24 protein-coding genes are annotated in these 24,570 nt (G+C 40.5%); 4 read left to right on the plus strand and 20 right to left on the minus strand.

What is annotated here, in order from left to right; translation table 11 throughout:
* Positions 1-196: 196 nt before the first annotated feature.
* Positions 197-1,771: a phosphoglycerate dehydrogenase gene (gene serA / locus ACYP5M_RS07620; protein ID WP_434167347.1), complete on the plus strand. Its 1,575-nt coding sequence runs from the start codon at positions 197-199 to the stop codon at positions 1,769-1,771.
* Between the two features lie 132 nt (positions 1,772-1,903).
* Here serA and ACYP5M_RS07625 read toward each other — a convergent pair whose 3' ends face one another.
* From ACYP5M_RS07625 to ACYP5M_RS07710, 18 genes are all read right to left on the minus strand, one after another.
* Complete coding sequence (locus ACYP5M_RS07625; RefSeq protein WP_459734850.1) at positions 1,904-3,127, minus strand: hypothetical protein; 1,224 nt, start codon at positions 3,125-3,127, stop codon at positions 1,904-1,906.
* Positions 3,093-3,653 (minus strand): RNA polymerase sigma factor SigX, encoded by a 561-nt coding sequence (gene sigX / locus ACYP5M_RS07630; protein ID WP_101223453.1) that lies wholly within the window; start codon positions 3,651-3,653, stop codon positions 3,093-3,095. The genes ACYP5M_RS07625 and sigX overlap by 35 nt, the downstream gene beginning before the upstream one ends.
* A gap of 214 nt (positions 3,654-3,867) precedes the next feature.
* Complete coding sequence (locus tag ACYP5M_RS07635) at positions 3,868-5,661, minus strand: ATP-binding protein (RefSeq protein ID WP_101222451.1); 1,794 nt, start codon at positions 5,659-5,661, stop codon at positions 3,868-3,870.
* On the minus strand, positions 5,658-6,374 hold the full coding sequence (locus ACYP5M_RS07640) for a response regulator (protein ID WP_101222452.1): 717 nt from the start codon (positions 6,372-6,374) through the stop codon (positions 5,658-5,660). Before ACYP5M_RS07640 ends, ACYP5M_RS07635 begins: the two co-directional genes overlap by 4 nt.
* 295 nt (positions 6,375-6,669) lie before the next feature.
* Entirely contained in the window at positions 6,670-7,848 is a 1,179-nt protein-coding gene (ccsB, locus tag ACYP5M_RS07645) for a c-type cytochrome biogenesis protein CcsB (RefSeq protein WP_434167349.1), read from the minus strand.
* Positions 7,841-9,490, minus strand: coding sequence for a cytochrome c biogenesis protein ResB (gene resB, locus ACYP5M_RS07650; protein WP_101222454.1), 1,650 nt, complete (start codon positions 9,488-9,490; stop codon positions 7,841-7,843). The genes ccsB and resB overlap by 8 nt, the downstream gene beginning before the upstream one ends.
* A gap of 18 nt (positions 9,491-9,508) precedes the next feature.
* Positions 9,509-10,039 carry a thiol-disulfide oxidoreductase ResA gene (resA, locus tag ACYP5M_RS07655; RefSeq protein WP_144478468.1) on the minus strand — a complete coding sequence of 177 codons (531 nt, stop codon included), beginning with the start codon at positions 10,037-10,039 and terminating at the stop codon, positions 9,509-9,511.
* A 208-nt stretch (positions 10,040-10,247) separates the two neighbouring features.
* A complete protein-coding gene (rluB, locus tag ACYP5M_RS07660) occupies positions 10,248-10,988 on the minus strand; it encodes a 23S rRNA pseudouridine(2605) synthase RluB (protein WP_034308106.1) in 741 nt (246 codons plus the stop codon).
* 302 nt (positions 10,989-11,290) lie between these two features.
* On the minus strand, positions 11,291-11,818 hold the full coding sequence (locus ACYP5M_RS07665; protein WP_397315852.1) for a spore maturation protein: 528 nt from the start codon (positions 11,816-11,818) through the stop codon (positions 11,291-11,293).
* 13 nt (positions 11,819-11,831) lie between these two features.
* A complete protein-coding gene (locus ACYP5M_RS07670) occupies positions 11,832-12,425 on the minus strand; it encodes a nucleoside recognition domain-containing protein (RefSeq protein ID WP_101222457.1) in 594 nt (197 codons plus the stop codon).
* Positions 12,418-13,578: a D-alanyl-D-alanine carboxypeptidase family protein gene (locus tag ACYP5M_RS07675; RefSeq protein ID WP_434167350.1), complete on the minus strand. Its 1,161-nt coding sequence runs from the start codon at positions 13,576-13,578 to the stop codon at positions 12,418-12,420. Before ACYP5M_RS07675 ends, ACYP5M_RS07670 begins: the two co-directional genes overlap by 8 nt.
* A gap of 159 nt (positions 13,579-13,737) precedes the next feature.
* The gene (locus ACYP5M_RS07680) at positions 13,738-15,384 is read right to left on the minus strand and encodes an FAD-dependent oxidoreductase (RefSeq protein ID WP_434167351.1); all 1,647 of its coding nucleotides are present in this window, start codon (positions 15,382-15,384) and stop codon (positions 13,738-13,740) included.
* Positions 15,385-15,562: 178 nt separating this feature from the next.
* On the minus strand, positions 15,563-16,126 hold the full coding sequence (ahpC, locus tag ACYP5M_RS07685) for an alkyl hydroperoxide reductase subunit C (protein ID WP_034308115.1): 564 nt from the start codon (positions 16,124-16,126) through the stop codon (positions 15,563-15,565).
* Between the two features lie 837 nt (positions 16,127-16,963).
* On the minus strand, positions 16,964-17,839 hold the full coding sequence (locus tag ACYP5M_RS07690) for a superoxide dismutase (RefSeq protein WP_434167352.1): 876 nt from the start codon (positions 17,837-17,839) through the stop codon (positions 16,964-16,966).
* 121 nt (positions 17,840-17,960) lie between these two features.
* Positions 17,961-18,449 carry a YpuI family protein gene (locus ACYP5M_RS07695; RefSeq protein WP_101222461.1) on the minus strand — a complete coding sequence of 163 codons (489 nt, stop codon included), beginning with the start codon at positions 18,447-18,449 and terminating at the stop codon, positions 17,961-17,963.
* A 22-nt stretch (positions 18,450-18,471) separates the two neighbouring features.
* Positions 18,472-18,888, minus strand: a complete 417-nt coding sequence (locus tag ACYP5M_RS07700) for a hypothetical protein (protein ID WP_402897485.1) — start codon at positions 18,886-18,888, stop codon at positions 18,472-18,474.
* 55 nt (positions 18,889-18,943) lie between these two features.
* Positions 18,944-19,525, minus strand: coding sequence for an SMC-Scp complex subunit ScpB (gene scpB / locus ACYP5M_RS07705; RefSeq protein WP_076365560.1), 582 nt, complete (start codon positions 19,523-19,525; stop codon positions 18,944-18,946).
* Complete coding sequence (locus tag ACYP5M_RS07710) at positions 19,512-20,279, minus strand: segregation/condensation protein A (protein ID WP_459734851.1); 768 nt, start codon at positions 20,277-20,279, stop codon at positions 19,512-19,514. Before ACYP5M_RS07710 ends, scpB begins: the two co-directional genes overlap by 14 nt.
* 214 nt (positions 20,280-20,493) lie before the next feature.
* Between ACYP5M_RS07710 and ACYP5M_RS07715 the strand changes: the two genes are divergently transcribed.
* Both ACYP5M_RS07715 and ACYP5M_RS07720 read left to right on the plus strand, forming a co-directional pair.
* Positions 20,494-20,586 carry a YjcZ family sporulation protein gene (locus ACYP5M_RS07715; protein WP_081108854.1) on the plus strand — a complete coding sequence of 31 codons (93 nt, stop codon included), beginning with the start codon at positions 20,494-20,496 and terminating at the stop codon, positions 20,584-20,586.
* A gap of 166 nt (positions 20,587-20,752) precedes the next feature.
* Positions 20,753-21,289 carry a DUF309 domain-containing protein gene (locus ACYP5M_RS07720; RefSeq protein ID WP_230176972.1) on the plus strand — a complete coding sequence of 179 codons (537 nt, stop codon included), beginning with the start codon at positions 20,753-20,755 and terminating at the stop codon, positions 21,287-21,289.
* A 28-nt stretch (positions 21,290-21,317) separates the two neighbouring features.
* On the opposite strand, the gene ACYP5M_RS07725 is transcribed toward ACYP5M_RS07720, so the two are convergent.
* Positions 21,318-21,662, minus strand: a complete 345-nt coding sequence (locus tag ACYP5M_RS07725) for a GNAT family N-acetyltransferase (RefSeq protein WP_101222466.1) — start codon at positions 21,660-21,662, stop codon at positions 21,318-21,320.
* A 580-nt stretch (positions 21,663-22,242) separates the two neighbouring features.
* Here ACYP5M_RS07725 and ACYP5M_RS07730 point away from each other — a divergent pair.
* Complete coding sequence (locus ACYP5M_RS07730; protein ID WP_459734852.1) at positions 22,243-23,112, plus strand: DUF1002 domain-containing protein; 870 nt, start codon at positions 22,243-22,245, stop codon at positions 23,110-23,112.
* A gap of 38 nt (positions 23,113-23,150) precedes the next feature.
* Here ACYP5M_RS07730 and lysA read toward each other — a convergent pair whose 3' ends face one another.
* On the minus strand, positions 23,151-24,479 hold the full coding sequence (gene lysA, locus ACYP5M_RS07735; protein WP_402938249.1) for a diaminopimelate decarboxylase: 1,329 nt from the start codon (positions 24,477-24,479) through the stop codon (positions 23,151-23,153).
* Between the last annotated feature and the right edge of the window lie 91 nt (positions 24,480-24,570).

Raw genomic sequence — 24,570 nt, forward strand, 5'->3', positions numbered from 1 at the left:
TCGAAATAATGAAAATTTTTTTATACTATTCAATCCTTGATAAAGCCATTTATATCGCGACATTAAACAGATGATCAGAAGATCACCATTCTATTAAGCGCTTACATCCAGTTAAGCCAAATTGACATATTCAGCATTTCAATTGTAAAATTAACTGAAATTTAAGATAATTTTTTTCCTAGGAAGGTGTTAAGTCGTGTATCGGATTTTAGTAGCAGACGCCATTAAACCAGAAGGACTCGGACCGCTATCTGAGGCATCCAATATTCATCTCATTCAAAAGACCGTAGAGGAAGCTGCAAACGAACTTGATCAGATTGATGCAATTCTTGTAAGAAGTGCTACGAAGGTTTCAGAGGATTTAATGAACCGTATGCCGCAGCTAAAAATTATAGCACGCGCTGGTGTCGGTGTTGATAACATAGATATCCCCTCGGCGACAAAACGCGGGATTGTCGTGGTTAACGCACCTGACGGCAACACCATTTCAACAGCTGAACATACATTCGCCATGATGGCTTCATTAATGCGCCACATTCCGCAAGCTTATGCTTCACTGAAGAATGGGGAGTGGAAACGTTCTTCATATACGGGTACTGAACTTCGTGGTAAAACATTAGGAATAGTTGGCTTTGGACGTATCGGAGGGGAAATTGCCAAACGCGCTAAGGTATTCGGCATGGATGTCATTGTCTATGACCCGTTCCTTACTGTCGATCGTGCAAAGAAAATGTCCGTAACTGCCCTGCCGTTAGATGAATTGCTTCCTAAAGCAGACATCATTACTGTTCATACACCACTTACGAAAGAAACTAGAGGATTAATCAATAAAGAAAAACTGCTTACCTGTAAAAAAGGGGTTTATGTACTTAACTGCGCCCGGGGCGGTATTCTGGACGAAGATGATTTATATGAAATGTTAGTTCAAGGACATGTCGCAGGGGCGGCACTGGACGTTTTCGTCGAAGAACCTCCAATTGGCCATAAACTGCTTGAACTGGATAGCGTCATTGCTACACCTCATCTGGGTGCTTCAACTAAAGAAGCCCAATTAAATGTTGCCGTACAGGTTGCCCAGGAGGTATTGACCTATTTCGAAGGAAATCCAGTCTCAAGTTCGATCAACCTGCCAGCCATATCTAAAGAAGTGTTTGAAAAGGTACAGCCATTCTATCAACTTGTTCAGCAAATGGGATCCATTGCTTCTCAGTGCATGAATGAAGGAATTCAGGAGATCTCCGTTACGTATGCCGGAGAATCATTGGATTTCGATACAGCGATTCTTACAAAAAGTCTAATCTCCGGCTTTTTCAGATCAAGAGTCGATGCATCTGTAAATGAAGTGAATGCCTTGTTGATCGCAAAAGAGCGTGGCATAACCGTTGGTGAAAAAATCTCTACGGACTCTTTAGGTTACTCGAATTTGATCAGCCTTAAAGTAAAAGGTGACCACCGTGAATTAACAATCAGTGGGACCTATATCGAAAATTACGGTTCTCGAATTGTAAGTTTGAATGGTTTCAAAATCGACTTTCATCCAGAACCGAATTTACTTTATATCCAGCATACCGATAAACCTGGTGTAATCGGTAACGTAGGTAAGGTCCTGGGTGATCACGGAGTGAATATCGCCACCATGCAGGTTGGCCGTAAAGAAGCTGGCGGGGAAGCCATCATGGTTTTGAGCTTTGATTTACCATTGGAGGATAACATGAAACAATTTTTAATGGAAACAGAAGAAATTACATTCATGGCCCGTATTTCATTATAAGACAAAAAAGTGCCCGTCAGCGCGGGCACTTTTTCTGTGAATGCAAGGGGCTTTTGCTTACCATGGACAGTGTGTTTATAACACACCATCATATGAAAAACCTTCATATTTATTAAACCTAAGCCCGCTGCATCAATTCACTTGGTTCGGAGCTTTGGGCACCAATATGTCTTCAGTTAAATTCAGCTGGCCTACCTCTTCAATTGGAGCATTTTCAAACTTCACTTTTTCAAAACCAAAATCCTTAGCTATGAAGAGGATGGCTTCTAAAGCTTGAAGGGATTCCTCACTATTTTCAATAGCAGCTTGATCTGATAATTGAATGATCACAAGATCTCCATTCGAGCTTATCCTTTCCCATTTCAGGTCAGGCGGGATTGCAGGTGAAATTCCCTCGATGTCTGCCTCCCCTTTTCCAGCCTGCAGCGCTTCCTCAAAGTCCTGATATCCCATATTGCTTGGAACAAGAAACCTTGGGGAGGACTCATCCTTCTGGTAAAGCAGGTATGTGCGATTTTTTTGATGAGGTATATCCAACTCCTTTAAATATCCCGCATGCGCAAACATGGCACCTTGCTCACCATCTGTAGAAAATGTCATTTTCTCTATATTATTATAGGAAAGAGTTTCCTCCAACGAATGGAGAAAAAGTGTATCTTCATCCAATAGTTGGCTTTTTTCTTGAAAGTCAATATGAGCAGTGGCCGTATCGTTTCCTTGGCTAATCTTTATATCAAGTGGAAAATAATCAGATAGCCCATATTGCTCTTCATTGATATCGGACATTTGATTAACTAACTGTTTCAATGTATCACTTTGATCGTAATGTTTGAGTTTAATTGAAATGGGAACGATGAAATTCATTTGATCATCTGGGATCCCCATCGTAATGATCGATGCATCGTTAAGGTCATTTTGATAAATCGCTTGTGCAAAGTTTTTTTCCTTTTTCCCTTTTCCGGGTTCCATTTCTGAAACCTCGTCTTTAGATTCAATTTTTGCTTGCTTACTCGAAAACTCTTGATAATCCTGTTTATCTTCTGGAGGAATTTCTTTGTTGCTTGCATCCTGCCGTTCATGATCTGCCGTTTCCTTATTTTCAGATAGAGATAATTTCCCACTACTGCCGCTGTCCTCTTGACTTGTCGTTCCTTTTTTTTCGATAATTAACGATGATGCCAAAACAACCATTAAGAATAAGGAGGCAACACCCGCAATTAGAGGTATCCAGTGTTTCTTTCTCTTTTTATCATGTATTCTCGCAAACACCTCTGCCTTGGTTCGGTCATCTTTAAATTTCGGAAGCTCTCGGAGCAAGTCTTCAATTTCGCTTTCTTTCCAACGGGACCTTCTCAATGCGGTGGCCCTCCTTTCCTGATAAATCCTCCATCAACTTTTTAATAGCCTTCAAAGCACGGTGCTGGGTTGTTTTTACCTTACTTTCACTCCAATTCAATACTTCAGCAGTTTCCGTAATGGACAATCCCTGAATATATCGTAAAATGATGACGGATCTTTGATTCGTGGTACACCGGTTTAGGCATTGATAAATATCTTGGATTTCATCGTTCATGATAGCCACTTCTTCGGGAATGGGTTCTTTATCTTTTATCAATTGCCTATCCCAATCAAAGTTGGGGAAGATTTTGTCTTTCCACCCTTTTTGTTTCCGAAAATAATCAATCGTCACATTTCTAGCAATCGAATACATCCACGTTTTTTCACTGCTCTTTCCTTCGAAGCGTTCATACGCCTTCATCACCCGGATATAGACCTCCTGAACAAGGTCCTCAGCCGTTTCTCGATTCTTGGTCATATAAAAAATGAATTGATAAATTTCCTGATGATATTTCTCATAAAGATCGTGGAAAACGGAATCCATCATTTCCCCACATCCGTTCATAAATATAGTCGTCAATCCTAAATAAAAGTTACATACTTCGGCTTTTATATTATTATAAAATTCCGTTAATTTCCACATATTCGGGACTTTACTGTTTCCTAAAAAAAAACAAAGGCAAGTTGGAAAGAAATCCAATTGCCTTTGTCTTCTCAGTTCCTTATGAAACAAGATTTTTTGGCAAGCCACCCGTCATTCATTCAGCATTCTCCAAAATTCGAGGCAGGATAAAACTGAACGTTGTCCCTTTATTAGGTAAACTGTTTACCGATATGAAGCCATCATGGGCATTGATTATATTTTTTACGATTGCCAAACCCAATCCGGTGCCCGAACGCCCGCGGGTCCTTGCTTTATCCGCTTTATAAAACCTCTCGAATACAAAAGGTAAATCTTCTTCGGGAATTCCAGATCCAGAGTCCTTCACATCAATGATCAGACCCCTTCGATCACTTGTCCTCTGAATGACATCAATGTTACCTCCTGGAGGAGTATGACGAATCGCATTATCAATTAAATTGGTCAAAACCTGTTCAATACGGTCCGGATCGAAATGCCATTGAATTTGATCATCTTCAAGACTGGCTGAAATTGTGATCCCTTTTTCTTTAGCTAGCCCGGAAAACTTACTTGTAATCCTCTTTAAATAAGGAGAAATAGGTACGCATTCATAGCTAAGGTTCATTTTACCCGATTCCAATTTAGCAAGATCGAGCAGATCATTGACCAACCGTCCCATTCTCAAAGACTCATCATAGATGATGCGGGCCATTTCCACCTTTTCCTCTTCACTGCTCGCAATGTCATCTACGATCGCTTCACTATATCCCTGCAACATTGAAATCGGCGTTCTTAACTCATGCGAGACATTAGCTATGAAATCAGTCCTAAGTTTGTCCATACGTCTTTCATCACTCATATCCCGTATGATGGCCACCGCTCCCCGTATATTGTCGGCATTTGTGTATAGGGGACTGACAATCAATCCCCAATCTCGGCCCTGCAAGGTAATTTCACCGACCTTCTCCTTATCGAAGGATTCTGATTCATCAAAAAGATTCATTAAAACCAACGGGACATTCACATTATCTTCCCGGTTATAGCCCTTTTCAAAGTACCAGGATTGCAGGAACCTTTCCGCAGGCGGATTCGTTTCAAGAATTGTGCCATCTTTATTGAAGGTAATGACCCCATCTGCCATACTGCTAAGAATGCTTGAGAGATGTTCCTTTTCCTGACTAAGTGCATTCATATTGAATTTCAGCTGCTTCCTCATCTGATTAAACGCTATGGCCAGCTCACCGATTTCATCTTGAGTCAGAATTGGAACCTTTGTATCAAATTTCCCCCGGGCAATCGCTAGAGCGGCTTCCCTCATCTTCACCAATGGGGCATTAATTCTTGTGGATAAAAAGAAAGCAAAAATCGTTGTCAAAATAATGGCGATGCCTGCTGCCAATAAAATGAACTGTGTAGTGGATTTTGTGGTTTCTTCCATGGACTCCAACGATTGAAATAGAAATACTTCATCCTGTTCCCCATTCAATTCAAGTGGAATGCCTACTACGATTGCTGACAATTCCTCGTTACCCGCATCATCGGAAAGCGCCATTTCCTTTTTCACAGTCTTTCTTTCTGTAAAAACCTTGAGTAATTCGGAATCATTTTTTATGAGTTCCGGTGTGATTTCGAACTCCTTATCTCCTCCGATGGATGAGAATATCATTTTGTCATCATTTAGAATGATCATCTTCGCTTCGTTGCCTATTAGTTCCGAAGCTATTTGTAAAACCTCATTGCTGGATCCCTGATGTTCATTGGTAACCTTAATGATTTGTTCAGCGGTTTTGGTTAAATCATTTTCAATATTTTCAATTTGGAAATTCTCAAAGAATTCGACCAGCAGAACAGTTAACACGATTAATACAAACGACACGAGCAATAGGATCGTTGCCCATAGCTTCCCTACAACACTGCCCCATAGCATCAGTCATTAACGACTTCGAACTTGTAACCTACACCCCAAACGGTGACAATCATCTTTGCTGCGTTTTCGGATATGCGGTTTAATTTTTCACGTAAGCGTTTAACATGCGTGTCTACAGTTCGAAGATCTCCAAAGAATTCATAGTGCCACACTTCTTTTAACAATTGCTCCCGATCGAAAACCTTATCTGGGGATTTCGCCAAGAAATATAATAATTCATATTCTTTTGGTGTTAATGAAACCTCTTTGTTATCTGCAAGTACACGGTGGGCATCATTATCAATGGTTAGATGTGGGAAGACGATCACATCTTTTGCCGTCGTTTCCGTCTGCATGTAACTTGTGCTTGATGATCGACGTAATAAAGCCTTAACCCTTAACACCACTTCACGCGGACTGAAAGGCTTTACGATATAATCATCGGTACCCACTTCGAACCCTTGAACGCGGTTCACTTCTTCACCTTTAGCAGTCAGCATGATAATCGGTGTCGTTTTCTTTTCCCTTAATTCACGGCAAACTTCGATTCCATCTTTACCAGGCATCATAATATCCAATAAAATTAAATCATAATCATTTTCAAGGGCTTTTGTTAAAGCCACATCTCCATTTTCAGCTTCATCGATCATGTATTCTTCTCTTTCCAAATACATCTTTAACAGCCGGCGGATTCTTTCCTCATCATCCACCACGAGAATTTTAATAGCGTTATACATTATGTAATCAGCCTCCTATCATATATTCTACAAAATGAAAACTTCCATGACTAATACTTTTTCCTCACAAAGTACGATAAAGAGCGTATTTCGCATGGCTTCCATGAACCTTTCACCATTTTGTCACAAAAAAAGACTTTGACCGCCCACTTAGAATTCTTAAATGCTATTTCAACGAAATATTGTTTTTTAAAGGGAGCGACAAAAAAGGGGGCATTTTCCAGAAAAATCGATAAGCCTACTCCTCGACGTTTCTATCAAAAGACCCCCTTCATCTAAATATTACAATACAGAATCAAGCATATGAATGCAAACCAGCAATAACAAGATTTACGAATATCAAGTTAAACATTATGATGGCAAAACCGATTACGGCAAGCCAAGCTGATTTTTCCCCTTGCCACCCCTTTGACATGCGGAGATGCAAGAAAGCCGCATAAAACAACCAAGTAACCAGTGCCCAGACTTCTTTCGGATCCCAGCCCCAGAATCGTGTCCAGGCCACTTGAGCCCAGATCATTGCAAAAATGAGGGCACCGAGTGTAAAGATCGGAAAACCGATAAGGACCGAACGATAACTAATCTCGTCCAATAAATTCAAATTCACATTTTTAACGATCGGTTTAATCAATGCCGCCACTCTTTTGCGAGCGATCAACCTTATTAAACCGTACAGGACGAGTCCCGCACCGATTGACCAAATTACAGTATTCAGTTTCTTGGCATTGATCAGTGCAGGCATGTCCACCAGAGGTTCAAACCGATCCGTCTCGATAAGTTTCCCTTCATTGGGACCTACCAATGCCGGCAGGTTGAATTCCTGTTTGACCTCTACACCATTTTTATCGACCCAATCAAAATTTGCCTTATAACCCATGGCAGCAAAAGAAGAAGTGATGATGACGAAACCGAGGGTGCAGACTAATGTAAACATGATGGCTTCAAGCCAGAACGTTCTTTTGCTTGATTGTGTCTGATCGACGAATTTGATTAAATAAATGATGGCAGTAACGAAACTTATGGCAAGGATTGACTGTCCTGCCGCAGCAGTCGTTACATGAATATGAAGCCAATCGCTCTGCAAAGCAGGAATGAGTGGCGAAATTTCTGTTGGGAACATACTTGCATAAGCGATTATCAATAATGCGATCGGTAAAGCGAATAGCCCAAGGGCAGGTGTTTTATAAAGAAAATAAATTAATATGAAAGCACCGACCAGCATCATTCCGAAAAAGGTCGTAAATTCAAACAGGTTACTTACCGGGGCATGCCCTGCAGCAATCCATCTTGTGATGAAATACCCAATTTGCGCTGCAAATCCGATAATAGTAATGAAAATGCCCAGCTTAGCCCATTTGTTTTGTTTCTTTTCCTCCGCCCCGCGTTTATCCTTGATCGATCCCCCAAATAAAAAGGTAGCGGTCAGATATAAAATGAAAGCGGCATATAAAAGGTTACTGCTTAATTCAGCCATTTAAAACTTCCCCCTTACTAGAAGATTTCTCCTCTTCAAGTTGATCCATTGGTTCGGAAAGTGATGTTGATTCTATCGCTTGTTTTATATCTCTTTTAATGCCATGCCAGTTTTTGTTTGTATGGCCGGCCAAAAGTATCTCATCATCTTTCCTTTTAATCCATATACGCCGGTGATTCCAATAAGACCCTTGGACAACGCCGATCATGAAGATAATCCCACCAGTGAATAGGATCCAAAGCGTTAAATCCTTCCTGACGGTCAAAGCCGTGACATCTTGGGTTTCCACACCATTAAAAGCCATTTTATAAGTGTTTTCCCCTAAGGGCTCCACAGTCTCCTTAATCGCCACGAAACTGACTTCACCCTCTGGCTTATCCGGAGTATGCATTTTAAAGATAAATGCTGGATTATTCGGAATCTTCGATATCGTTCTAGGCTCGCCTTTTTCATCGAACTCGAAATCTGGGAAGTAACTGATCAAGTCAACGGAATATCCTTCTTTCAACTCGTATTTCTTTTGAGGATTATTCAAATCAACCTTTAAGCTGCCATATTTCTCTTCGGTTTTTTTATTTATCAAATTAAAAGCCATCGTACTGAGCTCATCCAATTTATAGTCTACTTGGTAGAGAGCATAATGATCATGTTTCAGAGGTTCATTGACTTTGATTTTGTAATCTTTAAGCTTATCAAGGTCCACTTTTTCCCCTGGTAAGGTTTCTCCCTTGCGCTCATAGAGCGTAACATCGGATTGATAGGTTTTTGCGATCGTACCGGTTTTATCAATTGCAGCACTGTACTGCTCATCTTCTTCATTCTCTTTGTCATACACCTCTAAGGTAAATTCATTATTCTGGAGGTAGTATTCACCATTTGTACCCGGGATTTCTTTTCTCTCGCCTTCACGCAGCCAAAGTACTTTGTCGATATACATCCCAGGGACGGAACGCAATAATGCTCCAATTAAGAAAATGATAAGTCCAATATGATTTACATAGGGTCCCCAACGTGAAAAACGACCCTTTTCGGCAAGTATATGACCGTTTTCCTCTCGTATATGATAACGCTGCCTTTTTAGTCTATCCTTTACTCCTTCAAGGTTTATATCTTGGTCTTCAAGCTTTGTCACCCCATAAATCCGCTGACGTTTCATGAACCCGTCATGACGTGTGACCCCTTGTTTTTTTAACGATCGATATAACGGAAAGAACCGGTCGATACTGGCAATCAATAGTGATATGCCCAGCATGCCTATGATAATCAAATACCACCATGAGCTATACAAGTTATGAAACCCGAGTTCATAATACACCATTCCGAACCAGCCGTATTCCAGTTCATAATGCTCTGCAGGCGTAGCTGTTGAAGGAATGTACATTTCCTGGGGTAGAATCGTCCCGATAGCCGAAGCGATCAAGGCAATGACAATGAGCGTCACCCCGACCTTAACGGAAGAAAAGAAGTTCCATATTTTATCGATGATCGTTTTTTTATATGTTTGTGAACGCCTGGCACTTCCTTCATATCTCATATCAATAAGCTTGTTCTCTTTTTCGTTATCAAGCACCATACCGCATTTCCCACAAATCTTTGTGCCAAACGGATTTACATGACCACAATCGCATTTTACTTCTTTCATGTCAAAAACTCCCCAATATTATGGTTTAATTCTCTCCATATGCTTTTGGATGCTCTCTTCTGTCAAAGCTCCAGTGATGATATCTATCACTTTCCCCTCTTTATCAACCAAAAAGGTGACAGGCAATATATCCACGCGATAAGCATTTTCCACTTCCCTACCTTTATCGATCATGACAGGAAAGGTAAGATCATGCTTTGTAATGAAATTATTGACAGCATAGTCAGATTCCCCGACATTAACCGCCAATATCTCAACGCCCTGGTCTTTAAAGTTTTTATATTGATTTTCCATATAAGGCATTTCATATTCACACGGCTTGCAATATGTACCCCAAAAGTTCAGGAAGACGCCTTTTCCCTTGTAATCGGAAAGTTTATGCTCTTTGCCTTCCATATCAGTCAAGACGAAATTGGGTGCATCGGATCCTTTTCTCAGGCTTTCATTCTTATCTTTAGTGAAGTTCGTATAAAGGGCAAACACTAAAGCTGCACCTAAAAGCAGGAGAATGATGGTTCTGCTAATTAGGCGTCGCTTCTTCTTATCCATAGAGATCCTCCTAAGGCCACACTAAATTTAACCATACCATTATACCATTTAACGCCATGTCCTTTTTATTTACATTTCTGAAGGTTTTGTGACATTCTTTCCCGATTCATGAAGGAAAAGGTATTTACAGGTTGTTTTCCACCACCCATTCTTCCAGGAGAAGAATGGGGTAGTGGTTTCAACCTATCAATACAGGAAAAAATCTTGTCTACATTCTCCGCTGTTTAGGTTCGGTCGTTGCTAATGTCCGCATTAATTTAACTTCATGTGGAGTCAGCTCCCGGGAATCTCCTGCTGTTAAACCGTCCAATGTCAAGAAACCATATTGTTCCCTCTTCAATTTAATGACGGGATGGCCAATTGCTTCGAACATCCGGCGGACTTGCCTGTTCCTGCCTTCATGTATTGTGATTTCAACGATGGCCGTTTCCTTTTTCTTGTCGGTAGACAATACCCTTGTCTTGGCTGGAGCAGTCTTGCCATCCTCCAACTTGATACCTTTATCCAGCTTTTTCAAGCTTTCACGCAAAGGCATTCCTTTCACTTTTGCCACATACACTTTATCCACTTCATGCTTCGGATGCATTAACGTGTTTGCAAATTCTCCGTCATTCGTTAAAATCAATAAGCCCGAAGTATCGTAATCCAATCGGCCAACTGGATAAATCCGTTCATTGATGTAAGGGAAAAAGTCCGTTACGACTTTTCTGTTCTTATCATCAGAAACTGCCGAAATGACGCCGCGCGGTTTATAGAATAGGAAATAAACCGGGGCTTCTTTTTCAAGCGGGACTTCATTAACCTCGACCTTATCATTAGGCCCTACCTTCACACCTAATTCCTTCACTACTTTGCCGTTCACTTTTACCTTACCTTCTAAAATCAACTCTTCTGCTTTACGGCGGGAAGCCAGTCCAGCATGTGCTATCACCTTTTGTAATCGTTCCATCTATCTTCACCCCATAGTATAATCATTCGTTTGTTATTGTCTATACATACACAATCATACAATTATTACATATTGAGAGGCAAAAACAAAAGGTTTTTCGCTATTAAGAGCTTTTCTTTTATTATTACACCAATAATGGGACGGTTAAATGGGTTGGTTTCCATAATGAGTGTAACATAGCTTATTTTTCCATACAAAAAAATGTTTCTTTTGATGAAATTTTGAATGAACCCTATTAATGGAGGACTAATTTTAAGAAAAAAGACAAAAAAAAAGAAATGGAATCGCCCATTTCCCTACCTTTAATTCATACCGAAAACCAGTGTGACGACAATAACGGCAGCTATGATTCCGATCAAGTCTGCCAATAGGCCGACCTTAAGGGCATCACCCATTTTTTTGATTCCGACGGCTCCAAAATAAACGGTCAATACATAGAAGGTGGTATCTGTACTTCCCTGAATCGTGGCAGCCAAGCGCCCAATAAAGGAATCCGGTCCATAAACCGATATCAGGTCGCTGGTGATTCCTAAAGCGGCGGTTCCGGATATTGGTCTAATAATCGCAAGGGGTAAAACCTCAGACGGAAAATGAAGAAAGGAAAGCAAGGGCTGCAGTGATTGTACAATGAAATCCAACGCCCCTGATGCTCTAAATACTGAAATCGCCACAAGCATCCCTACCAGGAAAGGGATGAGGGAAAAAGACATGCTGATTCCTTCTTTCCCCCCCTCAACGAAGGTCTCATAGGTGGGAACTCTTTTCAATGTGCCGTAGAGTAATATGCAGAGTATCAAAATCGGTATCATCCAAATCGAAATGGTGGTCATCCAGTGCAACATCCTATTCCCTCCCGTTCCTCTTTCTCCTGTAATAAAAATATCGATCTATCGCGATTCCTCCAACGGCAGAAATGGCCGTTGCTATTATGGTCGGAAAAACGATGTCCGTCGGGGAGTGGGCATCGTAATTCATGCGGATCGCTATGACAGTAGTTGGAATCAACGTTACGCTTGAGGTATTGATTGCTAAAAAAGTGACCATCGAGCGGCTGACCGTTGCTTTTCCTCCATTTAGTTTCTTTAGCTGTTCCATGGCTTTTATACCAAGAGGCGTAGCTGCATTCCCCAATCCGAATGTGTTTGCCATCATATTGGAAAGTATATACCCCATAGCGGGATGATTAGGAGGAACTTCTGGGAACAGCCATCTCATGAATGGCTTGAACAAGTTGGATAGTTTATCTAACAGCCCCGACTCCTCCGCTATTTTCATCAGGCCCAGCCAAAAAACTAGTATGCTCATCAATCCCAGACAAAGGGTGACCGCTTCCTTTGCGCTGACAAAAAGAGCTTCATTCACCTGTTCCATCGTCCCATTAACCATGCCAAAGACAATACCGATCACAAACATCCCGAACCAAATGTAATTAACCATTTCGTCCGATTCCCAATACCGCTTCAAATACCTCAGCCCATGAAGATTGGAATGATTGTTGCTTGAAGCTTTCTTTTGCTTCCCCATAAAAAATCGAACGAGTGCCTATTTTCTTTCCATCGAGATAGATGGATGCTCTGCCAACCACTTCCGGGATTTTCCTTTTATCTTTCCAAGCCTTCTGGGGCTTCAGCAATTTCATTTTCACATTGACCATTTCTCTCTCTTCTTTTGTCAGTGGGTACGAAAAATCATTTTTAATGTAGACATGCCCTTTATATATTTCATTTTCCATATTTTTTACCATGCCTTCGGGTAAAATTTCTGTCGGCTTATAATCCTTAAAGGCGGATTCGTACATTTGAATATGATCATTCCAATCATCCGGGCCATTCAATGTCACAGCAATCAGGTCATGTTCGTTTTTTGTTGCCGTCGTGACCAAGGTACGTTTTGCTAGTTTGGTATAACCTGTTTTCCCACCTGTGCAATACTCATATAGTTGTGTAAGCAAACGGTTTTTGTTCTTCCATACATAATCCCATTGTTCTGTGGAATTAGGTGCCCTGTGTTCCTTTGTGCCGGCAATCTTTACATACGTTTTATTTTGCATGGCATAACGAGTGAGTATGGCCATATCATATGCGGTTGAATAATGGTTCTTCGTATTATCCAAACCATGTGGATTTGAAAAATGGGTATTTTTCATTCCGATTTCTTCAGCTTTTTGATTCATCATCCAGACGAATCCATCCAGGCTTCCGCCAACCTTTTCGCTGATCGCGACTGCTGCATCATTACCTGAACGAAGCATCAAGCCATAAACCAAATCTTCGAGCTTAATTTTTTCTCCTTCTTTTAAATAAAGGGAAGAGCCCTCCGTCCCGAAGGCATTGCTGCTTACCTTCACTTTTTCATCCATTTGTCCCGATTCAATAGCCAAGATAGCCGTCATTATTTTCGTAATGCTTGCAATACGGTTCTTTTCATGGGCATTCACTTCATAAATGACCCTTCCGCTATCCTCATCCATTAATATCGCACTATGGGCACTTACGGATACATTTGCTTTGGCGCTTTGTACAGGAGCCATAAAAGACAACAGGAGAATGACGATACACAAACTTGATAACCCTTTATATGGAAAACGCATGAGTGCCCCCTCGTCTCTTTACTTGTTTTTGTACAAGTTTATGCAAAGGGACAAGGGTTATGAATAAAAGAATGTAATCCTTCATGTCATCTACTGATTTTCTCAGTGATTTCCCATAAAAAAAAATCGATAGGGGACCCCTATCGATTTAGTGTTCTATCATACTAATAATGCAGCGATTTCATCAATTTTCTTAGCTCCGAATACCACTTCTTCATCATTGATGATCATGGCCGGCACGCTCATGACTTTATATTTCTTCTTGATTTCCTGGAAATTGCTTATATCGACCATTTCAGCTTCAACGTTAGGGTTTTCAATCGCTATGCGCTGAGCGCCCACTACAACGTCAGGACAGTAGTGACATGCCAATGAAACCATAACCTTAATGTTCGCTTTTTTACTGATACCCTTGATTGAATTCAATACGACTGAATCCAATGCTTGACCAGGTCCGGCCAGGTTATAGATAGCCAGAATGAAGGAATTCAACTCATGGCCGCCTGGTACACCGTGGTATTTGACGCCACTGTATTCACCATTCGAATTTAAGAGGGAAACGACAGGGAACTTATCTGCATTGATTTTTTCTTCAATTTCCGTATTTTCCCCTTTGTTGTATAACTCAAGATGGAGCTTATCTCCTAATTCCGCAACATCCAACAAGAAGTCTCGCAATTCGACTGATTTTGGCAAACTTTCATCGACGATGGACACTAATGTAACGTCGCTCTCCATCTTGCCGAAGATTCCCTTTAATTGGCCACGTAACGCATCACTCAATAAAGCGCTCTTGCCTGCTGGGACAGCGGCCTGTTCTTTTTTCGCCGGTTTCTCAACTTCAGGTTCATCTTTGATTCCCAGGCGATCTTTTTCTTCTGTAATATATTTACCGGCATCCGTTGCTGCAATCGCTCCATCAGATACAGCCGTGATAATCTGGCGCAAGGATTTGGGTCTTAGGTCGCCCGCTGCATAAACACCCTTCACACTAGTCTTCATATCATCATCGGTTAAAATGTAACCAGCATCATCCATTTCGATATGGCCATTGAAAATCTCTGTTTTCGGCTCGTAACCTATGAAAACGAATACGCCAAACGTACTGTCTTCTTCCTTCGCCTTATATTCAAACTCTTCTTTAGTCGCATTATTGATGAAACGGGCACTTTGAATCATCCCGTCTCCATATACCCCAAGGATTTCCGTATTGAATTTCACTTCAATCTTATCATTTGCCATTACTTTATCAACAATGGACGGGGCACACGAGAAGCTTGATTCCCGGGCGATGATTGTAACTTTTGTTGCAAAGCGTGTCAGGAAAATAGCTTCTTCAGCAGCTGCATATCCTGCCCCGATAACGAAAACTTCCAACCCTTCAAAGAATTCACCATCACATGTTGAACAATAAGCTACACCGCGGCCGGTAAATTCCTCTTCACCTGGAAATCCTAGTGTTCTTGGAGAAGCACCCGTTGCAATGATGACGGCGCGTGCATGGTAGTCCCCTCCAAGGGTTTTTACGACTTTCACCTCACCGGAGAAATCCACGCCCGTTACATCGGCTTTGGCGAACTCAACGCCAAAATCTTCATTTTGAAGCTTCATTTCTTCAACTAACCTAGGGCCCGATATATGACGGATACCAGGATAATTGGCTATTTCCGACGTAGTTGCAGCTTGTCCGCCGCCAGTTCCTTTTTCTAGGATTATTGTTTTTAGCTTGGCTCTTCCTGCATAAACACCTGCTGAGAGGCCTGCAGGACCGCCACCAATAATTAATAAATCATATATTTTTTTCATCTTTTGTGCTCCTTGCTGAATGATTATAACGTGCTAAAATGATTATTTTGAAAAACAAAAGGCACTTATTTTAGGTAAGTGCCTTTTGTCATTAGATCATTTCGGACGAATTGTCCAGTAATCGTAATCAATGCTGGGTATGTCCATTACCTTTAGAAACGGACCCTCCCATTAAAAATTAAAGTTTACCTACAAGGTCTAGGCTTGGTTCAAGTGTATCTTCACCTGGAGTCCATTTTGCAGGGCAAACTTTATCTCCATGTTCCGCTACGAATTGTGCAGCTTGAACTTTTCTTACAAGTTCTTCTGCATTACGGCCAATTCCTAAATCATTGACTTCGTATGCTTTAATTTGTCCTTCTGGATTTACGATGAAAGTTCCACGTAGAGCCAAGCCATCTTCTTCAATCAATACACCGAATTGACGGGATAAAACGTTTGCCGGGTCAGCTAGCATTGGATATTGGATTTTACCGATTGTATCAGTAGCATCAGCCCATCCTTTGTGGCTGAAATGAGTATCTGTTGAAACTGAGTAAACTTCACAACCGATTTCCTTGAATGTTTCATAGTTATCTTGAAGATCAGCTAATTCAGTTGGACATACGAAAGAGAAGTCAGCTGGGTAGAAAAAGAATACTGCCCATTTTCCTTTAACATCTTCAAGTGTAACTTCTTTGAACTCTCCTGCATGGTAAGCTTGTACTTTAAAATCTTCAACTTGTTTATTGATTAATGACATAATAAATTCCTCCAATAGCTAATTTTTTTATCTGCTCCTATTTATAATAATTATTAAATAGAAACTAGTCAATAAATATACCTTAATAATTTTTAAGTTCACAAATTGGTCACAGTTTTTATATTGATATAAATTAATTATTTTTAAAAACCCATAGTACTTCAGATATGCAGTAATAACACATTTCCAATGTTATTTCAAGGATTTAAATAAGACATGTACTCACTATTTCGTGAGATGATATCATCTCCCTTTCAATCTAATTATAATATCCAAATGAGAATCATAAGTCGCTTTAAAATTAAATTAGCAGGTTCTCCTTTATATCCTTGCCATAATTTCCCTAAAAAATTCTTGATACAAAATTTCAGGCAAAAAAACACGAACCTTTTAGGCTCGTTTCAGTTTGGTGGCAAAATGTTGTTCGGATTCCAAATAGTAAGGTGAAGGTCGAAAAAAATTTGTGAACGGTCGAATATAGTGCCTCGACGGTCGAATAAAGTGCGAGGTAGGTCGAATAAAGTGTAGTTTAGGTCGATAAACTGCGTTAACGTCCCACGACAGTGCTGCGGGTCGGAAAAAGCTCTCCGGTCTTTATGGTTTTTACCGTCATCTTCATTGAATTGAGAAATTTACGACACTACTGCCAAAAAACTGGCTAGCAGAGACACCAAAGGCGCTTGCTTTGATTTTGCTTGGCAGACAGTCGGCGGAACTTTTCAAATAAAAAACTGCAGGCAAACTGAGTTTTCATCGAGTTTGTCTACAGTCCGGAACGAACCTTTACGGCTCTGTATTTGTATTTGGTTCTCCAAAAACTTTACTATATTTTATCTGTTATTGCATTTTCCAAATAAGCTTTTTCGCTTCGGTGAACCTTACGGCTGTTTTCGGCCAGTTTACAATGTCCCACCATTTGTCCACATAGGCTGCCCGATTATTTTTATATTGCAGGTAATAAGCATGTTCCCATACATCAAGAACAAGGATCGGGATTGTATCCCACTGAGTCAAAACCATATGCAATTCCGATTGAAGTATTTCTAGCCGCCGCGCACGCGGAACCCAGACTAAAATCGCCCAGCCAACACCTTCCACTTGTTTGGCAGCTTCACTAAAATGACTTTTAAAAGCGGCAAAGCTTCCAAAATCCTTCTCAATCTGGTTAAGTAAATCCCCCCTTGGCTGTCCGCCCCCTCCCGGGATCATCTCTTCCCAGAACAGCGTATGGAGATAATGGCCTGACCCATGAAAGGCTGCTTCCTTTTCCCAATGTTTCAACAAGGAAAAATCTTTTGTTTCCCTCGCTTTTTTCATCATCAATTCCGCTTTATTCAGACCATCGACATATGCTTGATGATGCTTATCATGGTGCAGATACATGATTTCCCTCGAAATCGTCGGCTCCAACGCATCATAGGAATAAGGTAACGGCGGTAGCGTATGCTTCCCAATCGGCACCGATTGCCTTTCCTGTATATTGAATTCCCTAGCGAGCTCTTCAATTTCCTCGTAAACCCGAGCCATCTCTTCTTCAATCAGGACCATATCCTCATAATCCATTTCTTCTGCATCCATATCTTTTGTCATCTCGGAAAGCCGTTCAATATTTGACAGCAATGGCGAATCGGTGATATCGATCTTCTCAAGATATTCCATCACTCCATCAACCCAATCACTTACCTCTTTAGCATAATCTCTTACATCAGACATCTTGCAACCTCCTCTTAGCCTTTATGCACATAAATCATCAAAGTATTTTATGTTTCGAATAAGCGGAGATTCCATTTATAGATAAAAAAAACAGCTAGGCCTATTAAGCCTAGCTGTTTCATTATCTTGACTGTAACATTTTCGTCCGGTAATCCGTTTCATAAAACTCCAATTCTTCACGCATGGTCTGGAATCCACTTTCCACTGCCTTCAGAATGGTTATTATGCTGTCAGGTACACTTTGGTGAAATTTAATCGAGTTTTTCCCTGTATAGGCAGATCTGCTGTCCTCAAACCACCGATCTGATTTTGGGGAAAAGTATTCTTCGATACATTGATGATAAATTCTATAAAGCGTCTTTTCAGCTGCAGCTTTATTGAAAACATCATTTTTCAGAACGATTTGGCAAGCCTCCAAGCCCTCTTCACAACTTACAAGCATTCTTCTTAAACTAGAAAGAATCCCTTTATAATAGGTTTCATCCCCGCTTTTTTCTTCTTGCAGCTTAGAATAGGTCGTCTCATTTATAAATTCCTCTAGCTGAGCCACTGTCGTTTCTAAAAAGCCTTTTACATCCTCAAGCTGAGATTTTACCAATGTATTCCCCAACCGTGAACCCTCCTCAAAATGATTAAGATTGAATATAATAGTCAACATGTGATTCTATATCATATGGTTTAGCTTGGTCAATAGATATAAACACTTTCTCCAATTTTTCAAAATCTATATTTTCGAAATAACCAGCCAGCTCTTTTTCTGCATTTATATATATACGTTTTCGGTTAACCAGGCTCGGGTCCTTGAGTAAACAGACCATGGCAATGATATCAGCCATATAAATATCCCTGTTAGGGCTTTTGAATATGGGATTGGCGGGATATGGGGTCCAACGAGTGACCATCTCATCAAAATAGCGAAGATACAGTACATTCAGCGTCTTTTCTTCTCCATCCTTTATGTATTGTATAACGGATCGATTAAAAAAATCCTCAGGTGAATTTGACTTTGACTTTTCAAGCCCAAATCCATTGCATGCTACAATTTGCACCCGCAATCCCCCCGCATTCATTTTTTTCTATATTATCACAATTTAAAGAAAAATGTTATTCGATTGTTTGCTGAAATTTTTCAAAAAACAGATCGGCTTCACCATTTTCAAAGCTATCATCCGAATTATCGGCTAGTGGCGGTAATTCATCTATGGAATTCAGGCCGAAGTAATCCAAAAACTCTTTTGTTGTCCCATATAAATAAGCCCGGCCGGAGCCTTCAGCACGGCCGACCTCTTTTATTAAGACTTTAGTGACAAGTGTATGAATGGGGCGTTCCGTTTTCACTCCCCGAATTTCATCAATTTCCGCTCTGGTAATCGGCTGCTTATAGGCAATGATTGCGAGTGTTTCCAAGGCAGCCTGGGACAAGCCTTGAGTGCTTGATGTTTCCACTAGTCTTTTCAAGTAATCCGAGTGCTCTTTCTTTGTCGTCATTTGATAAACACCCGCTATTTCGATCACCTGAATCCCGCGTACATCAGATATATATTCTTCCTTCAAACTTTCAACGATGTCCGTTGCTTGATATTCCGTAATTTCCAGGACAGAGGCAATTTGTTTGACGGAGAGCCCTTCATCTCCGGCAGCAAACAATAATGCCTCAAGAATCCCTTTCCAATTAATAACTTCCAACTGGTTCTACACCTTCCTTAGCAGCAATCATGATTTCCGAAAAGTTATCTTCCTGTTCAACGATGATATCATTTAGTTTCATCAGTTCCAGCACCGCCATGAAAGTGATGACGATATGCTCCTTAACAGGGAGCGAAAATAGTTCAAAAAAACTTTTCTTCCCTTTTATTGATTGTAACTCAATCATGATTTCATCCATTCGTTTCTCGATCGATATCTCTTGTTTCGTTACTTTCGTGTATAGCGGCTTTTGAATTTTTTGCCTTCGCAGCAGTTTTTGCAGAGCACCCAACATATCATATAGACTTATATTCAACTCTTGTTTATCACTTTCCGCTTCTTTAACATAAACAGATAAATCACTTGGGGGTTTAGTGAACAGCAAGCTGCGTTCTTCTTCCATCCCTTTAAATTCTTCGGCTGCATATTTATACTTTTTATATTCTAATAGTTTTTCCACAAGCTCGTCCCGTGGATCTTCCTCAAATATTTCCCCATCTTCATCAATCAATTGTTCATCTTCATGCTTTGGAAGCAACATTTTACTCTTGATGGCAAGCAGTGTTGCAGCCATCACCAGATATTCGCTGGCCACATCCAATTCCAGATGCTGCATCGTATGGATGTACCCTAGGTATTGATCTGTTATGTCAGCCATCGGAATATCATAGATGTCTATTTCCAGGCGATTAATCAAATGCAGGAGTAAATCCATCGGACCTTCGAAAGCGTCAATTTTAATATTATAACCCATTAAATTACCTCATTTAAATCTAATTGGCCGATAAAGGCCTATTTCTTTTACTTATCAAGTATAGTGGATTGCCGCCCTTTATCCAAATAATAATTTACTGTCCTCAAAAAAGTTCTTTAATGGATTTCCGACAAATGGGTTGATGCCCAATCACATTCCGAAATCCAACATAACCTAGAAATGTAAGAATAGCAGAACAAAGGAGGTACTCATTATGGGTGCAGGTGGTTTTGGACACGGCGGCGGATTCGCGTTTATTGTAGTATTGTTCATTTTATTAGTTATCGTCGGTGCTTCTTGGTGTTAAATGAAGGCTGATGAATCAAGCTGATTGCCTTGCAATCGGCTTTCTTTATTTTCCAAGAAAAAATTCTATGCTAAACTTGGTGAGTATACATAGTGGGTGTTAGGCTATAAGAAAATGTTATTTGCCTTACCTTAGATAATTCCATCAAACAAAAGGGGTGCTCCTATTGAATTACGCGGAAGACTACCTTTCTTTCCTAGTCCATTTCCATGGGACTAGGGATTACTTCGAATGTCATGAAATTCTTGAAGAATATTGGAAAGAAACCGCACCAAAAGAGCGTGACTCTCATTGGGTCGGGCTCATTCAAATTGCGGTTGCCCTGTATCATGATCGTAGGGGAAACAAAAAAGGGGCTGCAAGGACCCTGTCTAAAGCCCTATCAAATCTCCACCATAAAAAGGCCGAGCTCCTGGAGTTGGGACTCGATCCAGAACGACTGTACAAATTGCTCGAGGACACACATGAGCGAATGTTATCTCAAAAGCCATATGAAAGCATTAATCTGCCTATTGCGGATCAAGGCTTGATCGAAATTTGCCAGACCATGTGTTTGCAAGAAGGGTACATATGGGGTGCAGACAGCGACATGGCTAATTCCTCCATAGTCGATAAGCATCTAATGCGTGACCGTTCGGATGTCATTTCTGAAAGGGCTCGGCAGCTATCCCTTCGAAAAACAAGAAAGGAGGACCGCCCTTAAAGGTGGTCCTCCTTTCCAGCTTTCATATTCAGAATTCTTCACATCTGTCAAGAAAGCTTTCGGTAAACTCATTTGCTTTTAATTCTTTGTCAGGATATTGCTCCTTGATGGCCCTGACCATCGTTTTACCTATACCTTGCTTCCGGAAGGATGGATTTACAGATATATGTTGTATCTCAATGTGGTTTGGAGAGACTTCTATTCCAATCAAGCCCGTAATCTCTTCATCTTTCCATAAGAACAGCTGTAGATTTTCATCCGTTTCATAATTCTTCATCGTATTCCGAAGTGTTTTTATCTCTTTTTCATTTGGCATGAAAGATAATAATCCCATGGCAAACTTCTCATAACTTTTCTTATACTTAATCAACATAATATCCCTCGTTACTAAATAACGTTTTTATTATCTTCCTGTTTCCAATTAATTTGCTTTGAATAATAATCCTCACATATAACATTTACATCATACATAAAAACCTCGTTCGTTTCAACATCACTTTCAGCACTTGATTTATCGATGTGCTATGTGCTAAGCGATAAACAGCCAGTAAACGATTCCCCACATCAAAGCGATAATAAGCATCATAAGTAAAAGAGTCTTATTACTTTTCCTCATCCCATACTCCCTTTATGAATGGTCCAAATATTTAAATAACGAATTCATTCTACTATAACTTAACACAATCTGACAAATATCCTTGCAATCTTGCTTCGATTTTACTACATTGGTAAAGTGATCTAGGTTCATAGAATGCCCTCTTAGGTATAAAAGACAAAGATACAGCAAACTTTTTCGTTAAAAAAACGTAGCTATCTTGGGCTATATAAATTTTTTCTAGAAAATATGTATCTTTTTTATCCTTTGTTTCGTCAAATACTATGAATCTGATTTAAAGTGCCGCCCTTTTATTGAAAGATTCCCAATTCAGCAGGAAAAGTTAAGGAGGATTATCATGAAAAAAATGAATAAATGGGTCATTGTAACCATTTTATTATGCCTATTATTGCCATATAAGGCTTTTGCAGATGCAGCTGTTGGTGAAATGATCGTCACACTTGGTGAGAATCTGACGAATGAACAAAAAAATATGATTTTATCAGAAATGAAAGCACCTAATGATGTTGAGGTCCTTACGGTTACAAATGCGGAGGAACATGAATACTTAGGAGACTATATTGCTAGCCGTCTGATCGGTACAAAAGCGATTTCATCTTCTGCGATTACTTTGGAGGAAAAAGGGACCGGACTTAAATTGGAGTCGAAAAACATTAACTGGGTTTCCGATGAAATGTATATCAATGCACTGGCAACAGCTGGAGTAAAGGATGCTACCGTTTATGTCACAGCGCCAATACCCGTCTCCGGTACAGCGGCTTTGACAGGGGTCATTAAAGCCTATGAAATCTCTGCCGATAAGAAGATTCCTGAAGATGTGAAACAGGCAGCGAATGAAGAAATGGTGAAAACAGCAAAATTGGGTGACGAAATCGGTACAGAAGAAGCCTCTGCACTTGTAACGAAAATCAAAGAGGAAATGGCTGCAAATCCACCAGCCAATACTGAGGAGGTCCGCGAGGTTGTCGAGTCTTCAGCAAAAGACCTTGGAATCACCTTAAATGATGCTCAAGTCCAAAGTTTAATTGATTTATTCAATAAACTAAAAGAATTGGATATTGATTGGAACGCTGTCGGTGATCAGCTTACTGCAGCTAAAGATAAGCTTTCCAATTTTCTTGAATCCGAAGAGGGTCAATCATTTCTGGATAAATTGAAAGAAGTCTTCATTAGTTTAATAGACGCGATCAAGTCACTTTTCAGTTGACTCCAATAAAAAAAGGATGGCCAATGCCATCCTTTTTTCTATTCTTTATTGACGACTGCCTCTTCATGAAGGGCCAAATCCAAATGGATAAGATCTTCGTACGTCTCGCGTTTGATGACCAACCGGGCTTCTCCATTTTCGGCAAAGACGACTGCCGGTCTCGGAATCCGATTGTAATTATTCGACATGGAATATCCATATGCCCCTGTACAAAATACCGCCAAAACATCACCGCGGCCGGCTTTTGGCAATGGTAAATCCCAAATCAGCATATCTCCGCTTTCACAGCATTTCCCGGCAATGGACACTGTCTCTTCTACAGGGTCAAGCGGCCGGTTTGCCAGAATTGCATCATACTTCGCCTCATAAAGAGCTGGACGTATATTATCACTCATGCCCCCATCAACGGCAATATATTTACGGACATTAGGAACTTCCTTTTCAGAACCGACCTTGTACAACGTCACACCGGCATCTCCGACTAAAGAACGGCCAGGTTCAATCCAGATTTCAGGCATTACTAAATCGGAATCAGCAATCAGGTTCTGCACTTCCCTAACGATTTCCTCAACATATTGAGACGCCGGTAGCGGATCATCCTCTTGTGTATATCGAATCCCGAATCCCCCTCCAAGATTCAATACCTTTGGTTGATACCCTACCGAATCGTGCCAATCATTCAGCTTGCCAATAATTTTTTGGGCCGCGAGAAGGAAACCTGTCGTTTGAAAGATCTGGGAACCTATATGGCAGTGCAGCCCTAGAACTTCCAGGAATTCACTTTGCAGCGCTTGCCTAAGGGCTGCTTCGGCCTGGCCATTAATAAGATCAAAACCAAATTTCGAATCTTCTTGCCCTGTCAAAATATAATCATGCGTATGGGCTTCAATACCCGGTGTTACACGAAGAAGGATTTTCACCTTTTGTTCACGGTTTGTACAAATTTCTTCCAACAGTGTCAACTCTGAAAAATTATCGACTACTATACAGCCAATGTCATAATCCAAAGCCATATGTAGCTCTTCTTCACTTTTGTTATTTCCATGAAAGTGAATCCGTTCTGTTGGGAAATTTGCCTTAATTGCCGTATACAATTCCCCCGCTGAGACAACATCGAGAGAAAGTCCTTCTTGCTCAGCCAACTGGATCATGGCAATCGAAGAAAAGGCCTTACTTGCGTAAGCAACTTGAGCCGAAATCCCCAATTCCTCAAAAGTTCTCTTAAACCCTCTTGCCCGTTCGCGAATTAGCTCTACATCATAAACATATAATGGTGTGCCAAATTGTTCGATCAATTCGATCGTGTCCACTCCGCCAATCTCCAGATGTCCACGTTCATTGACACCACTGGTTCCGTACAAATGCATGATAGCCTCACCTTCCTGACTTAAAACTAAAGATTAATAAGAAATGAGGCAGCCTCAAATAAAGAAACCCTGCTGTAAAAGGTTCTCTATA

The organism is Peribacillus sp. N1 (assembly GCF_054600815.1).

Coding starts and splice junctions, on each gene's coding strand:
- ACYP5M_RS07710 (WP_459734851.1), bottom strand. CDS start 20,279: ATGGGTTATAATATTAAAATTGACGCTTTCGAAGGTCCGATGGATTTA.
- ahpC (WP_034308115.1), bottom strand. CDS start 16,126: ATGTCATTAATCAATAAACAAGTTGAAGATTTTAAAGTACAAGCTTAC.
- ACYP5M_RS07690 (WP_434167352.1), bottom strand. CDS start 17,839: ATGTCTGATGTAAGAGATTATGCTAAAGAGGTAAGTGATTGGGTTGAT.
- ACYP5M_RS07670 (WP_101222457.1), bottom strand. CDS start 12,425: ATGGTTAATTACATTTGGTTCGGGATGTTTGTGATCGGTATTGTCTTT.
- sigX (WP_101223453.1), bottom strand. CDS start 3,653: ATGGATTCCGTTTTCCACGATCTTTATGAGAAATATCATCAGGAAATT.
- ACYP5M_RS07730 (WP_459734852.1), top strand. CDS start 22,243: ATGAAAAAAATGAATAAATGGGTCATTGTAACCATTTTATTATGCCTA.
- ACYP5M_RS07640 (WP_101222452.1), bottom strand. CDS start 6,374: ATGTATAACGCTATTAAAATTCTCGTGGTGGATGATGAGGAAAGAATC.
- ACYP5M_RS07680 (WP_434167351.1), bottom strand. CDS start 15,384: ATGAAAAAAATATATGATTTATTAATTATTGGTGGCGGTCCTGCAGGC.
- ACYP5M_RS07725 (WP_101222466.1), bottom strand. CDS start 21,662: ATGTTGATTAAGTATAAGAAAAGTTATGAGAAGTTTGCCATGGGATTA.
- ACYP5M_RS07675 (WP_434167350.1), bottom strand. CDS start 13,578: ATGCGTTTTCCATATAAAGGGTTATCAAGTTTGTGTATCGTCATTCTC.
- ccsB (WP_434167349.1), bottom strand. CDS start 7,848: ATGGCTGAATTAAGCAGTAACCTTTTATATGCCGCTTTCATTTTATAT.
- ACYP5M_RS07665 (WP_397315852.1), bottom strand. CDS start 11,818: ATGACCACCATTTCGATTTGGATGATACCGATTTTGATACTCTGCATA.
- rluB (WP_034308106.1), bottom strand. CDS start 10,988: ATGGAACGATTACAAAAGGTGATAGCACATGCTGGACTGGCTTCCCGC.
- lysA (WP_402938249.1), bottom strand. CDS start 24,479: ATGCATTTGTACGGAACCAGTGGTGTCAATGAACGTGGACATCTGGAG.
- resB (WP_101222454.1), bottom strand. CDS start 9,490: ATGAAAGAAGTAAAATGCGATTGTGGTCATGTAAATCCGTTTGGCACA.
- resA (WP_144478468.1), bottom strand. CDS start 10,039: ATGGATAAGAAGAAGCGACGCCTAATTAGCAGAACCATCATTCTCCTG.
- ACYP5M_RS07715 (WP_081108854.1), top strand. CDS start 20,494: ATGGGTGCAGGTGGTTTTGGACACGGCGGCGGATTCGCGTTTATTGTA.